At 64.5% G+C, this 15632-nt stretch carries 12 protein-coding genes; 9 read left to right on the top strand and 3 right to left on the bottom strand.

Annotation, left to right across the window (positions count from 1 at the left end; all coding sequences use genetic code 11):
• Window positions 1–43: 43 nt before the first annotated feature.
• The 9 genes from panD (at window position 44) to OG247_RS32480 (ending at window position 11820) form a co-directional block, all read left to right on the top strand.
• Complete coding sequence (gene panD, locus OG247_RS32520; RefSeq protein WP_327257718.1) at window positions 44–460, top strand: aspartate 1-decarboxylase; 417 nt, start codon at window positions 44–46, stop codon at window positions 458–460.
• Between the two features lie 70 nt (window positions 461–530).
• Window positions 531–1376: a 3-hydroxyacyl-CoA dehydrogenase family protein gene (locus OG247_RS32515; RefSeq protein WP_327255532.1), complete on the top strand. Its 846-nt coding sequence runs from the start codon at window positions 531–533 to the stop codon at window positions 1374–1376.
• A gap of 52 nt (window positions 1377–1428) precedes the next feature.
• On the top strand, window positions 1429–1683 hold the full coding sequence (locus tag OG247_RS32510) for an acyl carrier protein (protein ID WP_327255531.1): 255 nt from the start codon (window positions 1429–1431) through the stop codon (window positions 1681–1683).
• Window positions 1684–1694: 11 nt separating this feature from the next.
• Window positions 1695–2840, top strand: coding sequence for an acyl-CoA dehydrogenase family protein (locus OG247_RS32505; RefSeq protein WP_327255530.1), 1146 nt, complete (start codon window positions 1695–1697; stop codon window positions 2838–2840).
• Entirely contained in the window at window positions 2837–3916 is a 1080-nt protein-coding gene (locus tag OG247_RS32500) for an HAD-IIIC family phosphatase (protein ID WP_327255529.1), read from the top strand. The genes OG247_RS32505 and OG247_RS32500 overlap by 4 nt, the downstream gene beginning before the upstream one ends.
• Window positions 3917–4699: 783 nt before the next feature.
• The gene (locus OG247_RS32495; RefSeq protein WP_327255528.1) at window positions 4700–6004 is read left to right on the top strand and encodes a condensation domain-containing protein; all 1305 of its coding nucleotides are present in this window, start codon (window positions 4700–4702) and stop codon (window positions 6002–6004) included.
• A gap of 166 nt (window positions 6005–6170) precedes the next feature.
• On the top strand, window positions 6171–8750 hold the full coding sequence (gene pepN, locus OG247_RS32490; RefSeq protein WP_327255527.1) for an aminopeptidase N: 2580 nt from the start codon (window positions 6171–6173) through the stop codon (window positions 8748–8750).
• A gap of 154 nt (window positions 8751–8904) precedes the next feature.
• Window positions 8905–9606 (top strand): 4'-phosphopantetheinyl transferase family protein, encoded by a 702-nt coding sequence (locus tag OG247_RS32485; protein ID WP_327255526.1) that lies wholly within the window; start codon window positions 8905–8907, stop codon window positions 9604–9606.
• Window positions 9607–10371: 765 nt separating this feature from the next.
• Window positions 10372–11820, top strand: a complete 1449-nt coding sequence (locus tag OG247_RS32480) for a hypothetical protein (protein ID WP_327255525.1) — start codon at window positions 10372–10374, stop codon at window positions 11818–11820.
• Between the two features lie 749 nt (window positions 11821–12569).
• On the opposite strand, the gene OG247_RS32475 is transcribed toward OG247_RS32480, so the two are convergent.
• From OG247_RS32475 to OG247_RS32465, 3 genes are all read right to left on the bottom strand, one after another.
• Window positions 12570–13658 carry a tyrosine-type recombinase/integrase gene (locus OG247_RS32475; RefSeq protein ID WP_327255524.1) on the bottom strand — a complete coding sequence of 363 codons (1089 nt, stop codon included), beginning with the start codon at window positions 13656–13658 and terminating at the stop codon, window positions 12570–12572.
• Window positions 13659–13720: 62 nt separating this feature from the next.
• Entirely contained in the window at window positions 13721–13927 is a 207-nt protein-coding gene (locus OG247_RS32470; protein ID WP_327255523.1) for a helix-turn-helix domain-containing protein, read from the bottom strand.
• Between the two features lie 1289 nt (window positions 13928–15216).
• Window positions 15217–15528 (bottom strand): hypothetical protein, encoded by a 312-nt coding sequence (locus OG247_RS32465; protein ID WP_327255522.1) that lies wholly within the window; start codon window positions 15526–15528, stop codon window positions 15217–15219.
• Between the last annotated feature and the right edge of the window lie 104 nt (window positions 15529–15632).

Here is a 15632-nt window from a genome sequence, read left to right as displayed (position 1 = left end):
CGTGCGCACCCCGACACCCCACGACGAGAGAGTGAACGAACCCATGCACCGCACGATGATGAAGTCGAAGATCCACCGCGCCACCGTGACCCAGGCGGACCTGCACTACGTCGGTTCCGTCACGATGAGCGCGGACCTGATGGAGGCCGCGGACCTGTTGCCCGGCGAGAAGGTCGACATCGTCGACATCGACAACGGGGCCCGGCTGTCCACCTACGTCATCGAGGGCGCGCGGGACTCCGGGGTCATCGGCATCAACGGCGCTGCCGCGAGGCTGATAAGCCCCGGCGATATGGTGATCATCATCGCCTACGGAACAATGTCGGATGCCGAGGCCAGGGTGTTCGAGCCCCGCGTGGTCTTCGTCGACGCCGACAACCGGATCGTCAGCCTGGATTCCGATCCCGCCGGCGTCCCCGCCGGCTTCGCCCTCGAACGAGGCGACACTGTCAGCCGCTGACGAAGAGGCCGGACCTCCCGGCCCCGGGCAACTGACAGATCAACAGCAGCACGAACACACGGAGACGGATATGAGCATCATCGGCGTGGTGGGTGCCGGAGTGATGGGCGTGGGCGTAGCCCAGAACCTCGCGCAGTGCGGGTACGACGTCGTCCTCGTCGACAAGGACGAGGAGACCCTGGCCACGGCCCGCGACGCGATCTATCGGAACTGCCGCATGAGCGCCCTGATGGGCGGCCCGGCGCTCGACGCTGACGAGATCCTCACCCGCATCACCACCGCAGTGGGGGTAACCGCGCTCGCCGAGGCATCGATGGTGATCGAGAACGTCACCGAGAAGTGGGAGATCAAGCAACAAGTACACCGGGAGATCGACGAGGTCTGCGCGCCGGACACCGTCGTCATCGTCAACACCTCGGCCATTCCGATCACCCGGCTCGCCTCGCTGAGCAGCCGGCCCGCCCAGACCGTCGGTGTCCACTTCATGAACCCGGTGCCCGCGAAGCCGGTCGTCGAGCTGATCCCCGGCGTGCGCACCTCGCCGGAGACGCTCCAGCGGACCCGGGACCTGCTGGCCGCCATGGGCAAGAAGCCCGTGGAGGTCAAGGACTCGGCCGGTTTCGTCTCCAACCGTGTTCTGATGCTGACGGTCAACGAGGCCGCCTTCCTGGTCCACGAAGGGGTCGCAACCGCCGAGCAGGTCGACGAGGTCTTCCGCGGCTGTTTCGGCCACCCGATGGGCCCGCTGGAGACCGCCGACCTCATCGGCGTCGACACGATCCTCCACAGCGTCGAGGTGCTCCACGAGCACTACGCCGACAGCAAGTACCGCCCATGCCCGCTGCTCAAGCAGATGACCGAAGCGGGGTTCCACGGCCGGAAGTCCGGCCGCGGCTTCTACACGTACGACGGCTGAGTCACGTCCCTGTCCCTCCCCCCTTCCCACTCCCCCGCTGAGGAGCACTCCCATGACGAACACCCATGCGGCCACCATCCGCGCCTTCATCCTCGGCCGCCACCCGCGGGCCGAACTGACGGACGAACAGGACATCTTCTCGCTCGGCTTCATCAACTCCCTCTTCGCGATGGAGCTCGTGATGTTCATCGAGAAGCAGTTCGCCGTCTCCCTGCCCAACAACGAACTGCGGATCGACAACTTCCGCACCGTCTCGTCGATGGCCGAGCTGGTGGAGCGCCGGCTCTCCGCCGCTTCGGCCGCCTAGGAAGCAGGACGATGACCACCACTCTCCCGACACTCGACCGGCACGCCGCCCGGACCTTCGTGGACACTCACATCGCCCCCGAGGCGGACCGGTGGGACCGTGCCGGGGCGGTCCCGGAGGAGCTGTTGGTCCGCCTGTCCGAGGCCGGCCTGTGGGCCCCGTTCCTCCCCCGCGAGGTCGGCGGGGCCGGGCTGGACATGGTCGGACTCGGCACTGTCCACGAGGAGGTCGGCCGCGGCTGTTCTTCCGTGCGCAGCCTGCTGACGGTCCACACGATGGTGTCCTGGGCGATCCACCGCTGGGGCAGCGACTCCCAGCGGGAGCGCTGGCTGCCTGACCTCGCCGCAGGCCGGCTCCTCGGGGCGTTCTGCCTCTCCGAGTCCGGTGCGGGCAGTGACGCCGCCGCCATCACGACCACCGCGACCGCGCACGGCGACGGCTGGACGCTCACCGGCGTCAAGAAGTGGATAACCAACGGCGCACGCGCCGACCTGTTCCTGGTCTTCGCCCGCTGCGGGCCGAGCACCAACGCCTTCCTCGTACCGCGGGACACACCCGGCGTGCGGGTCGACCCCATCCACGACATGCTTGGTACCCGGGCGTCGATGCTCGCCGAGGTGACCTTCGACGAGGTCCGCCTCGGCCCCGACGCCCTGGTCGGACCGAACGGCTTCGTCAACGGCATGGTGCTCACCGGGGTGCTCGACCTGGGGCGCTACAGTGTGGCCTCGGGATCGGTGGGCATCGTGCAGGCGTGCCTGGAAGCATCTGCCTCGTACGCCTCCCGGCGCACCGTCGGCGGCACCGCATTGGCGGAGCAGCAGCTGATCAGGGCCAAGCTCTCGGACATGGTGACCGACGTACGGGCGGCTCGGCTGCTGTGCGAGGAAGCCGGTCGGCTGAAGGACTCCGGTGACTCCGGCACCATCATGGCCACCTGGGTGGCCAAGTACTTCGCCTCGACAGCCGCCGCACGGCACGCCACGGAGGCCGTGCAGATCCACGGCGCGCTCGGCTGTGGGCCCGACGCCCCGACGGCCCGGTTCTACCGTGACGCCAAGGTCATGGAGATCATCGAGGGCAGCACCGAGCTACAGCGGATCACCATCGCCGACGAGGCGTTCCGCAGCCACGGGAACACGGAGGTGCAGGGATGAGCCAGCCGAGCGCGGCCGCCGCATCGCCAAGGCCGCAGGGAAGCATCAAATGCGTGGTGTGGGACCTGGACAACACGCTGTGGGACGGCGTCCTGATGGAGGACGGCCAGGTGACGCTCAGGCCGCACGTGGTCGAGCACATCCGCCGTCTGGACCGGATGGGTGTGCTGCACTCGGTGGCCAGCAAGAACGACCCGGAGACAGCCATGGCCATTCTCCGTGAGCTGGGCATCGCAGACCTGTTCCTGTGCCCGCAAATCGGCTGGAGCGCCAAGTCGGACTCCATCCGTTACATCGCGGGTGCGCTCAACCTCGGTCTGGACGCCTTCGCCTTCGTCGACGACCAGCCGTTCGAGCGTGCCGAGGTCGAGTCGGTGTTGCCGGAGGTGACCTGCGTCGACGCCGCCGACATCGACACCGTGCTGCACCAGCTGGAGTTCCGACCCCGGTTCGTCACCGACGAGTCGGCCGAACGCCGCGGCATGTACCGCGCGCAGCTGACGCGTGACGGGCTCGCCCGTGACTTCGTCGGCACCAGCGAGGAGTTCCTCGCCGGCCTCGACATGCGCTTCACGATCGCAGCCGCCCGCCGGGAGGACCTACAGCGCGCCGAGGAACTCACCCTGCGCACCAACCAGCTCAACTCCACCGGCCGTACGTACTCGTACGACGAACTGGACGAGCTGTGCAGATCGGACGACCATCTGCTGCTGGTCGCCTCGCTGACGGACCGGTTCGGCGGGTACGGCAAGATCGGGCTCGCCTTGGTGGAGAAGACGCAGGACGTCTGGCACCTCCGGATGCTGCTGATGTCCTGCCGTGTGATGTCCCGCGGTGTCGGCATGGTGCTCCTCAACCACATCATGAGACTCGCCGGTTCGGCGGGGGCCGCACTCCACGCGGACTTCGTGGAGACGGGCCGCAACCGCATGATGCAGATCACCTACGCCTTCAGCGGGTTCACGGAAGTCGACCGGGACGGCGACCGCGTGGTGCTCGGCGCCGACTTGGACAACCTCCAAGACCCGCCGGCGTACGTCACCCTGGACATCCTCGGCTCCGCGCAAAGCCGATAACCGTGCACAGCTGGCCCGGTCCTCAGCCGGAAAGATCGGAAGGCGGGGAGTCTCCGTCCCGCTGCGCCGGACGCGCCACGGAAAAGGTGGGGACGCCCAGGGTGGCTCCGAGTGTTCCCCGGGTTACCACGGGTCCGCGCCGTTGGGGCCGACGGCGGCCAAGCGGTCGGTGCGGATGGCCAAAGCATTTTCGGGCCAATAGTCGGCACCTCCCTCACCGCGGGGAACCTCCGCCAAAGAGCAGGCAACCCACCAGTTCCGAGTAAATAGCTTGCAACTGGGCTCGGTTGACGATTGCCAAAGCAGCGCCGGGCCCACTCTTGTATGCGCCGCGAATCCACTCCGACCCTGCGGCCGCCTTGCCCTCATACAGGATGCGCCAAGAAGGTATGAGAATTGGAGTGGTTGTATAGAGAATGGGCGAAGATCATCCCCCGTGCAGGATTGTCCCTTTTTGTCATGAATGACAGACTTGAACCCGTGCGGCAAAAACGATGATCAAACCACTTCCCATTTCCCCTTCTGACCTCGTAGGATGGAGATGTTCCTTCGCGGTTTCGGAGGTACATGTACCACGCACACGGGGAGGGGGAGTTAGTCATGGCAGTCCGCTGCGGCATCTAATTTCATTGCCGGCGACAGCCGGCCTGCAGGGGGTGGGGGATACATCCTCCACCCCCTGCCATGTAAACGCCACGGGTTCTTCATCGACGTGGCGCAGCGGTTTCTTCACTTGCTTGAATGGCCGAGCCGATTTGAGCAAGTCGGCGGGAGAATGTGATAATGGTTTCGGTAGCTCCGGTGACGTTCGGCCAGCTGTCTGTGCTTCGTTCCACAGAATTCACTGGGCCCCGAGGGGAGAGCAGTCCGGACCTGACACTCGCATTCCCTTTGCCCGACGGCATGGATCTCGAGCAAATTAACGGTATCTGGAGTGAGATCCTGCGGCTGAACGAGTCGCTGAGAACCGTATACGATCGCAGGCCCGCAGAGCCGTTGCAGATCGTACAGCCCGTGCCTGATGTAAAACTTGGTTTCGTTGAGCTGCCCGACGACAGCTCCGATGCCGCGCTGGAAGCGGCTGCAGAGATTGCCCAGGAGCCGTTCCGTATCGACGTCGAACATCCTTGCCGTGCGGTCATCGGAACCCATAAAGGGATGCCTCGCTTCCTGATCTCCGTGCTGCACCACATGGCCGTCGACCACGCTGCGTGCGTTCTGCTGGAGGATCAGTTCAACGCCCTTGCCGCGGGGAACGAATTGACGCCCGGTCCGCAGCCGGTCCAGCTCGCACTCGAACAGCGATCCGACTTGGATCAACGCCAAGCCACCATCGACTACTGGGGCGATGCATGGGATGAATTCGTCGAGGATGACAGGATCCCGGGGGATACCAGCCGGCGGCTGCGGGCCGACATGTACACCAAGGCCGGAATGGAGGCGGCAAACCAGATTGCCGCGCGCCTGAATATTTCAGTGCAGTCGGTCATTCTCGGGGCTGCCGCCCTTTCACTCTTCCGCCTCAAGGGCAGAGAGTCGATCACCTTTGGTCTTATCTCTTCGAATCGTTTCGACCGGCGCTGGGAAAAGATCGTCAGCTCCATGAATCAGCTGACGCCCTTGACCGTCTCTGCTGCACAGGGAATGCGGTTGGAAGATTTTCTCCGTGGCACGTACCTCAGCAGCCTCGATGTATACGCCTACGGCTGCTACGACGTGGACGCCCTTCGGACTGCCCTTGAAGGGCGGGGACACCAAGACCCTGACCCGATGAATTTCAACTGCTTCTACAACTTCCTAGGGGATGCCGGTGAAGCCCCTTCGGACGGTGACCCGCTGCTGAGCACCGTCGTATGGCGGAATGCTGTCCGCCAGGAAGGCCCGCGATTCCATTTGCGAGTTGCTACCGGTGAGGGAATGCACGTCGTTGCTGCCGCCAGCCATGAATATCTGCCTGCCGAACTCCTCGCCGCGTTCCCCCCGGCCTTGGAGGCGGCCCTTGTTCACATGGCATCCGGAACGTCGGGGAGCATCGACGAAGTGGACCTCACTCCTCGTCGGCCGATTCCCGGGCCGCCTGCATTTTAGGCCTGGAGTATTCCGTTTCTCTGATGCGTGACGTCTCGACTGCGTTCGCGTATGCGCATATCGATGGGACCCTCTTCGAATTTCATTGCGCAGGCCGATGATCCGCGGCGGCGCGAGAGGCAGAGCCGCAAGGGTTTCCCATCAATAATGCACGAGGAGAATAGCAGTGCCTGGCATCAATCTGACCCGTGACGAGGCGGAGCAGCGAGCGAATCTGCTCACTGTGAATTCATACACAATTCAACTGGATCTGTCCGACGCGCAAGAGGATGACACCTTCCGGTCGGCCACTACGGTGAGTTTTGACGTCAACGACAATGGCGCCGAGTCCTTCATCGATCTCGTGGCATCTGCCGTGCACGAGGTTGTGCTCAACGGCAACACCCTGGATCCGGCAGAGGTGTTCGCCGAATCTCGCATTGCGCTTCCCGGCCTGAAAGAGGGATCCAATACACTCAGTGTGGTCGCGGACTGCGCGTACACGAACACCGGCGAGGGACTGCATCGATTTGTCGACCCAGTGGATCGACAGGTCTTCCTGTACACCCAGTTCGAAGTTCCTGACGCTCGCAGGGTCTTCGCCAGTTTTGAGCAGCCCGACCTGAAGGCAACCTTCCAGTTCACGGTCAAGGCTCCCGCCGGTTGGACGGTCATCTCCAACTCGCCGGCGCCCGACCCCGAGGACGACGTGTGGGTCTTTGATCCGACACCCCGCATCTCCACGTATGTCAGTGCGCTGATCGCGGGCCCCTATCACTCGGTGCACAGTTCGTACGAGCGGGATGGCCGGGTGATCCCACTCGGAATTTACTGCCGCCCTTCGTTGGCGGAGTCCCTGGACGCGGAGGATCTGTTCGAGACGACAAGGCAAGGCCTTACTTGGCTCGAAGACAAATTCGATCACCCGTACCCCTTCGCCAAATATGATCAGCTCTTCGTACCCGAGTTCAATGCGGGCGCGATGGAGAACGTAGGCGCGGTGACCCTCCGTGAACAGTACGTGTTCCAGTCCAAGGTGACCGACGCAGCCTACGAAGACCGCGCCGAAACGATTCTGCACGAACTTTCGCACATGTGGTTCGGCAACCTGGTCACAATGCGTTGGTGGAACGACTTGTGGTTGAACGAGTCGTTTGCCACGTACGTGTCCGTGGCATGCCTTGCTTCCGCGCCTGGTTCGCGTTGGCCGGGGGCATGGTCCACGTTTGCGAACAAGACCAAAACGTGGGCCTATTGGCAGGATCAGCTGCCCTCTACGCACCCCGTCATGGCAGACATGCCCTCGCTCGAAGACGTATGGCCCAACTTCGACGGAATTACCTACGCGAAAGGCGCATCTGTCCTCAAGCAGCTCGTTGCTTACGTCGGCGAGGACGCGTTCTTCGGCGGGGTGCAGGCCTACTTCAAACGTCACGCATTCGGGAACACTACCCTGAACGACCTCCTGAGCGTCCTGGAGAAGTCCAGCGGTCGCGATTTGGGCAAGTGGGCAGAAGAATGGCTCCAGACCGCCGGCATCAACGTCCTCCGTCCGGGGATCGAGACTGACGCCAATGGTGTCATCACCTCTTTCGTCGTACATCAGGAGGCGCCCGATCTTCCCCGAGGCGCTAAGGGGAAGACAACGTTGCGGCGGCACCGTTTGGCCATCGGCCTGTACGACCTCGATGGCGCTACCGGCAAGTTGGTTCGCAGTGCGCGGATCGAAGCCGATGTAGAGGGCGAGCTGACGAGTGTGCCGGGGATGCTGGGCAGGAACCGGCCGGCTGTGATCCTCCTCAACGACGACGATCTGACGTACGCAAAAGTCCGCTTGGACAGGAAGTCTCTCGGTTTCGTCACCAAGCACTTGGACGCTTTCGAGTCCTCTCTGCCGCGCGCCCTGTGTTGGGCGTCCGCTCTGGACATGACCAGGGATGGCGAACTGGCGACGCGTGACTACCTTGATCTGGTGCTCTCCAACATCGGCGACGAATCTGATATCGGTGTCGTCCAAACCCTTCACTTTCAGCTGAAGCGTGCGTTGGACCTCTATACGGATCCTGACTGGCGAGAGACGGGCCTTCAGCAATGGACCGATGCGGCTCTGGAGCACCTGCGCTCCGCCGAGCCCGGCAGCGACCACCAGTTGGCCTGGGCCCGCGCATTCGCCGCCACTGCCCGTACACCTGAGCAGTTGAAGCTGCTCCAGGACCTGCTGGACGGAGAGCAGACGCTGGCGGGCCTGACAATGGACACCGAGCTGCGATGGGCTTTCGTGCAGCGTCTGGCTGCAATGAATCTGGCCAATGAAGCTGACATCGACGCGGAGTTCGAGCGCGAGAAGACCGCGACGAGTGAGCGCCATGCAGCCACAGCGCGCGCGGCCCGACCGACGAAGGAGGCGAAGGAAGAGGCATGGGCAGCAGTCGTGGAGTCTGACGCTCTCCCCAGTGCCATGCAGAAGGCCATCATCGACGGATTCGTTCAGATGGATCAGCGGGAATTGCTTGCTCCTTACACGGGTAAGTATTTTTCCGTGATCCATGACGTATGGGAGTCCCGCGGGGCCGACATGGCGAAGCGGATAGTCGAGTTCCTCTACCCCACAGCCCAAGTGGCTACAACCACGCTGCGAGCCACGGATGAATGGATTGACGCCACAGAGCCAAGCGGGCCTCTGTGGCGGCTGATGTTCGAATGCCGCGCAAGTATGGCACGCGCATTGAAGGCTCAGGCCGCAGATGCGGCTTCTGCTCAGCCTTAGGATAGCCTCGATTTCGTGACGGGTCGTCGGATATTCCGGTGGCCCGTTTCGTTTTGGTCTGCGACAACCTGCGCCGAAGGACCAGAAAGCGCCTTCCCTACCGGAGACCTGGGCGCTCGATGGAAATCCCTCGGGCAGGAAATAAGATGTACGCATGGTCGTGCGGATATGGGTCGTGGAAGCGGAGTCGGTCGAGTGGGAGGCCCGGAGCCTGCTGTCTCCGGCGGAGTTGTCCCGTGCCGACGAGCTGGGCAGGGAGCAGGTGCGGAGGATGTTCGTCACCTCTCGTGCCATACAACGGGCTCTGGGAGCACAGTATTTGGATATGCCGGCGCCCGAGGTCGACATCAGCCGGGCCTGTTTTCACTGCAGCGACGGCGGCCACGGGAAGCCCCACTTCGCGATGGGGCCTGAACTCGACTTCTCCGTCTCGCACACGGGGGACGTCGTCGTGATTGCGGCCGCGACCGACACCAAGGTCGGGCTTGACGTGGAGCTGGGCAGCCATAGGGGGGAGATCGACGAGATGGTTCGCCTAATCGCCTCGGAGAGCGAGCGCCGGAGTCTCGCCACGTACCGCGGTGAGTCGCTCCGAACCGCGCTGTTCCGGATCTGGGCGCGCAAGGAGGCTACGGTCAAGCTCACCGGGCACGGAATACTCCAGGTACCCTTCCCTGCACTGTCGGTGGACGACCTAGTGGCCCAGATCGACGATCCTCCGGCCGGCTGGCCGGATCAGGCCATCCACCTCACGGATCTGGCACTGGGCTACGGAAGCGCTGCCCTGGCCACCACCGCGCCGCAGCCGGAGATCGACGTCGTCAAACTGCTGCGGGTCGCCGACCTGTCGCTGTGACCCAGTAGCTGCCGTGCAGGACGCGGACTCCGTAGTAGCGTCCCGTCGCGAGAGACCCGGCTACCGCCCGGTCCGGCGCAATGCCGGACAGGGATGCGCGAGCGCGGGGCCATTGCCGAGGCCGGCACGGTCAACGACCGGGAGAAGGTTCGATGTTCGACATCAGAGGCGTGGGCGTCTTCAACGGCTTCCCTCCGGAAGGCTTCGACGAGCGCGAGCTTCGCCTCGCGGGGCACGAGGTCGCAGGGAGCGAGCGCGCCTGCGACGACATCCATCTGCTCTCGCGCCGCGACCGACATGAACCAACCCGCTCTCGTTTCGAACTGACACCCTCGTCTGCGGAGCGTCTGCACGCCCCTGCTTACCCCAGGCACCCATCACCAGAAGCACGAGCGGCTCACGTTCACACGATCCACTCGCCAATCCCCCGCTGGCCGCAGCCGAGCGGGACCGACACCCCTAACCAGCCTTCCCCTGCCCGAGACACGGGAACGCCTCAGCACGGACGGCCAGGCTAGTACGGGCAGTCGTACGCCCGGCGGCCACCTGCTCGGATGATCGCGAGATGGCCAGCACCCGTCACAGGCCGGCCAGCAAGCGTCCACGGCGGCCACCAACGAACGACTGCGAGCCTAGCCACCGCAGGCGGCCATGCCTACATCTGTCCGAATCTTCATCGTCGCCGGCCACCCCCATTCCACCCGCGCCAGGCGGAGTGGGGCTGCGAGCATGCCTGTGCAGGCATTCGCACGGTGGGGAGTTCAGGTGCCACGAGAGCTCAACGAACGGCAGCAACAGGTGCTGCAATGGGTCGCCCGAGGCTGCCCTGACGGCGTGTGGGAAGGAACCGGGCACAAACTCAGCTGCCAAGCCCTGCACAGCCGCGGTCTAGTCAAAGTCTCCAAGCGACGGGGGCAGTGGTCCGTCGCGCTCACCAAGGCCGGCGAGCAATACCTGGACCACGGATCCCCTCCCCCCGATCAGCCTCGCAGCATCGACGCAGTGCCCGCACCACGGGCTGGAACCCTGCCGCCTGAAGTAGCCGAGGGCGAAAAGGCCAGCGTCAAGGCAGCCGCGCCTGTGCCATCGCCGGGAACGAGCCCCCTCCCGAGGAAGAGGGCCAAGACCGTCACCGAGCAGCTCCTGGAGGAGCTCGCCGAAGCCGGCGGCCGAATCGTCAAACGCGAAGCCACCGGTCGGGAGACCGAGAAATGGCCGATCCGTGTTGCCGCAGCACGCAGGTCGGGAAAGATCCCCGCAACCAAGGAACTGCACGCAGGCTGGTGCCGCGACGGATACGAAATCCGGCTGGTCGACGCCCCAGCCTGGCGACTGGCCGTGCTGCCACCCATTCCCGTACCGGCACGGCTCCCCACTCCACACCCCGTGGTCAGAGCTCTGCAGGCGCACCCCCAGCCCATGGCACTGACCAAAGCCGTGCAGAGCAGAGCCTTCCGTCTCATCCACGCGCTGCTCACCGCAACGCAGAAGCTGGGGCATACCAGCGCGTTCGGAACGGCCGAGAGTGCACCCGCGCCACATCGCCGACGAAACGGCCCTCCCCACTTCACCATCACCACCCAGGGCCAGCGATGCGATTTCTTCATCCTGCAGGAACAGGACCGCACCGAACACATCCCCACGAAGAAGGAACTCGCGGACGCCGAGAAGCACTCTTGGGTCAGGATTCCCCGGTACGACCACTCCCCCGCTGAACGCCTAAGGATCTGCATCAGTGGTGGGTTGCGGCACAGAGCCGACGAGTGGGCCGACACGGCCGCGCGCCCTCTTGAGGATCAGCTCGCCGAAGTCGTGCAGGAAGTGGGACTTCGAGGCGAGGCCGCCGAACGCAAACGACTGGCCGACCTGGAGGCGGCACGGGAGAAGCGGCTGCAATGGGAAGCCGCGATGCAACGGGCAAAGATCGACTTCGCCGAGGCAGCCCGAGTCCAGCACCTCGAAGCGCAGGAACAAGCATGGCGCCGTGCAGCGGGCCTGGCCGAGTATGTCGACGCCCTCCGCCTCCACGCAAAGACCTTGGCGACCGGACCGGAGAGGGACGGAGCCGAGGCATGGATCGCCTGGGCCACCGACCACGTGGAGCGCCTGAACCCGCTCAACGGGACGCTCCGCCTGCCCGACATCCCCGAACCTCGCGCCAGCGACCTGCAGCCGTTCCTGCGCGGATGGAACCCCTACGGTCCCGGCTACTAGTCGCGAGCCCCCTCGGATTATCACAGAGCGTAATCGGACAGGAGAAGGTGGATCGCGGGTCTGCCGCCGGCCGACTCGGTCGCCGACTACCGGAAAGGGCGCCTCCCGCAGCAAGATCAAAATCCGCTGCGGGACGCCCCCTCCTACGCCTGACAACTCGTCAGAGATCGCCGACGGCGTGCGTCAAACGTGCGTCACGAGCGTCAAATCTGCGTCAAGATATCGCCCGTAACGCCCACAGCGCACATAACGCACACTGCCCTAACCTACAGGTCAGAGGCCCTTTCCAACGGGCTCAAGGATCGCGACGCACTCGACATGCTGGGTCATCGTTAACATGTAGCAGGGAGTCCAACCTACAAACATGCAGGTCAGGCCGGGTTTCCAGCCGCCTGAATGATCCTTCAGGCGTCGTGAGCGTCAAACGAGCGTCAAACCCAGCGAGCTCCGATCCGCACGCTTAGGCTCTGCGGAGAGCTCCCACATACCCACGGGCATCCCCCGAGACCAAGGTCTGACGCATGAATCCGCCGGCTGGTCATCAGTCAGTCGCATGCCGCGTCTCCCATTTTGGCCGCCCACTCGTGATTCGTCCAGCAGGGGTCGGATCCCGCGGCACACGATCTCAGGGAAGCATGCCCACCCGCCCGTTCCCCATCCGGACGACCCAGGGCCCGCCGAGGAAGGCGGAGGGAAACGCGGCCGCATGAACGACTGCGCCCTGTCCGTTTCGGACAGGGCGCAGTCGTTCATGCGGCGATGGTCAGCGGGGCCTCCAGGCGCTCCCAAGCCCCGAGGACAGCCTTATGGGCGTCCGGCTGAAGGTGAGCGTAGCGCTGAGTGGTTTGGAAGCTCTCGTGGCCGAGGAGGTGCTGAACCTCGTACAGGGAGACTCCCTTCTGCACGAGCCACGAGGCGCAGGTGTGGCGCATGGAGTGCGGAGGGTAGTGCGGAACGGGCCGTTGCTCGCCGTCCAAGTCGAAGAAGGAGGCCTCGCCCACCGCTGGCCACCAGGTCTGCCTCCTCCAGTTACCGTCATCGAGACGACGCCCAGCACGGCCCTTGGTGGTGGTGGTGAAGACGAGCGCGTCCCGCTCAAGCCGATGGGTTTGGCGTTCGAGCGCCTCCAGGACATGGCCCGGAAGGGGCACTTCCCGGCGACTCTTCGAGCTCTTTGGGTACTCCTTGATCCCGCTCTTGGTGTTGACCTCCACCACGAACAGGCGGGAGCGGCGCCGGTCGATGCGATGGCTGTGCAGGCCGGCGAGTTCACCCCAGCGCAGACCCGTGTAGAAGCCCAACAGGCACATGGTCCGCCATGGGGCGGAGAGTTGGTCCAGGACGCTCTGCGCCTGGTCGAGCGTGAACCATTGCGGGGGCTTGACCGCGATGGTGGGCAGGTCGATGCTGCGACAGGGGCTCACCGGAAGCACGTCGTCGTCCACGGCTGCGCGCATGATGGAGGACATCAGGTTGTACGCGCGCCTGATCGCAGAGGCCCCCACCTCCTTGTCCACCAACACACGGATCCAGGTCTGGACGTCCATACGCATGATGTCCCCCATCTCCCAGGCAGCCCAGTGCGGCAGAACGTGGTTCTTGATGCTGGATGCATCGCCGCGCAGCGTGTGCGGCTCCGCGACCCGCGCGCTCCACCATCTGTCGTGCCACTCGCTGAAGGAGATCTCGCCCGCGCGAGGGTTTCGCAGGGTTCCGCGAGCGAATTGGGCCTCCTGGTCCAGGCCCCATTTCCGAGCCTGGGTTTTCAGCGGAAACGATTCACTGAACCGGTCTCCAGCCCGATTGCGGACAGTCGCCTGCCAGTTACCGGTTGCCAATCTGCGCAGGTACAGAACTGTTCCTTACTTCGAGATGAAAAGGCCACTGAAACGGGGCAGGGCTAGCGGCGAGCCGCCGCAGAAGCCACCATTCGGCTGCTGATGAACTCGTCAAGGCCAGCAACAGGCACGCGTACACGAGACCTCCCCGCGCCGGTACGCAGGTCGACGACGGACAGGTCCCCAGCGGCAATGAATCGGTATACCGTGCGTCGGTCGACATCCAGGGCGGCTGCGACAGCAGGAATAGAGAGCAAGCGTGAGCACACAGGGAGCTCCTTAGGACATCGAGGCGCCAAACACCAGGGCGAGGGACAACTGATCCGTCCGCACAGCTCCACCGCCAAGCACAGCCGCTGCGAACAGACCCAATGATCCGGAGAATCCGTGATTTCCGAATTCACGGATCGGGTGATAGAAGCCCTGCACCACCGACTGCTGGCGGGCCTCGCCGAACTACCCCCCGCTCGGGCTCGACCTCGAGTGGTAGGTCAGGTCTGCGCGCTGCGGTGCCTCTTGCCCATCTCAGCCGCGTACGACTTGGTGGACGACCTCCCGCTCCACTCCCCACAGCTGCACGCAGCCAGGTATCGGAGCCGGCCAGCGCACCCGGCGGTCAGCGGGGCTCCTCCCCTTGTGTGCTCGTGCGCCGGCAGGCACACCGTTCCGTCGTCGTGCATTCCGGTGACCTTGATCTTGTGGCGCGCCATGAAACTCCCCATCCAAACAGGCGACAGACCCGCATTCATCCAGGATGCGAATCCCCCTGGTCTGCGGCTTTAGGCCAGATCAGTACATTGACATGGGTCACTGTGCGATCTCCACTCATTGGGCCCGGTCGCCGGTCTGCCACCAGCGAACTAAGCAGGGAGAATTTCGTGCCGATGGCCGTTAAAGGCTTGGAAACTCCTACGCCGGCCTCGTGGAACTGCACCGCACAGCCAGTACCCAAGCGTGATTGGAGGCGCCGTGAGTGGGCAGCCCGATCCCAGATCAGTGGCAGGAGCACACCGCTGGCGAGCCTGCCCCTAGGCCCGACCGGGATTCTGCTGCCCGATGGCCGCCGCCGGCTGGGAATCAGGCGGCACGAACGACGTCAAGTCGGTCACCGCCCGTAGATGCACTGCATAGATTCTCGCTGTAGCGGAACACTTGCCCGCCTAACACCACGTCACCTTGACGCTGAAAATGGTGGATGGAGGCGATCCGGCATTCCGGCGCCGTGTGGCGGAGCATCCCCAGGGCTGGGCCGGAGCGCGCCTTGGGACTCCCAATGGATCGCCCGGATTCCGCTGCCGTCGGCTCCTGGGCAGAGATGTTGGGCGCGAGCCGCCGGGCCAAGGACGTCCTGAGCTCCTCAGCCCTTTATGCGCCCGCCAAGTCCGGTCACACCACGGACGGCAGTCGAGCACCAGCCGGGCTGCGTATCAGCCCCGGCATGGTGAATGAGGACCGCCAGCTCCCTACCGACCGGTACAACGTGTGGGAGTGAGCCCGGCCTACGGCGACTCGGTCCAGGTCCTGCTGGCCGCGTGGCGCTATACCGACGCCTAGGTCGTTAGGCCGTCTTCGGGGCGCCTTGCTCCGCGAGCGCAGCGGCCGTCAGCACACGGCGCAGCATGTCGGGTCCGTTGTCGCCTAGGCCAGACTTGTGTGCCGCGTACGTGAGCAGCTGGTTGAAGCCGTGCGTGCCGTACCCTTCAAACCACTGGTCCAGGGTGAGTTCGCCGCCGAAATTGGCGCGATAGTCGTCCCTGTCGCGCTGCTGGACAGCTGCGATCACCTCCACCGCGTGCTGAATCGCGGCTGGGGAAACCCCATGCTGTTCAGCCTCCGCGCGCAGCAGCTCCTCGCGGGCGGACTGATCCATAGCCGTCTCCTCGGTGTCACCTATCTCCCGAAGCATGACTCATTGAGGTCCCGGGAATACGTACAGCCTTCCATACCTGGCCGCGAGGTATTGCCATCGAGGCG

It is taken from the genome of Streptomyces sp. NBC_01244 (assembly GCF_035987325.1).
Lineage (GTDB): Bacteria > Actinomycetota > Actinomycetes > Streptomycetales > Streptomycetaceae > Streptomyces.
This window is presented reverse-complemented; position numbering and strand designations above follow the sequence as displayed.

What these genes read in the sequence shown, in the direction of transcription:
- panD (WP_327257718.1), top strand. Translation starts at nt 44, where the DNA reads ATGCACCGCACGATGATGAAGTCGAAGATCCACCGCGCCACCGTGACC.
- OG247_RS32515 (WP_327255532.1), top strand. Translation starts at nt 531, where the DNA reads ATGAGCATCATCGGCGTGGTGGGTGCCGGAGTGATGGGCGTGGGCGTA.
- OG247_RS32510 (WP_327255531.1), top strand. Translation starts at nt 1,429, where the DNA reads ATGACGAACACCCATGCGGCCACCATCCGCGCCTTCATCCTCGGCCGC.
- OG247_RS32505 (WP_327255530.1), top strand. Translation starts at nt 1,695, where the DNA reads ATGACCACCACTCTCCCGACACTCGACCGGCACGCCGCCCGGACCTTC.
- OG247_RS32500 (WP_327255529.1), top strand. Translation starts at nt 2,837, where the DNA reads ATGAGCCAGCCGAGCGCGGCCGCCGCATCGCCAAGGCCGCAGGGAAGC.
- OG247_RS32495 (WP_327255528.1), top strand. Translation starts at nt 4,700, where the DNA reads ATGGTTTCGGTAGCTCCGGTGACGTTCGGCCAGCTGTCTGTGCTTCGT.
- OG247_RS32485 (WP_327255526.1), top strand. Translation starts at nt 8,905, where the DNA reads ATGGTCGTGCGGATATGGGTCGTGGAAGCGGAGTCGGTCGAGTGGGAG.
- OG247_RS32465 (WP_327255522.1), bottom strand. Translation starts at nt 15,528, where the DNA reads ATGGATCAGTCCGCCCGCGAGGAGCTGCTGCGCGCGGAGGCTGAACAG.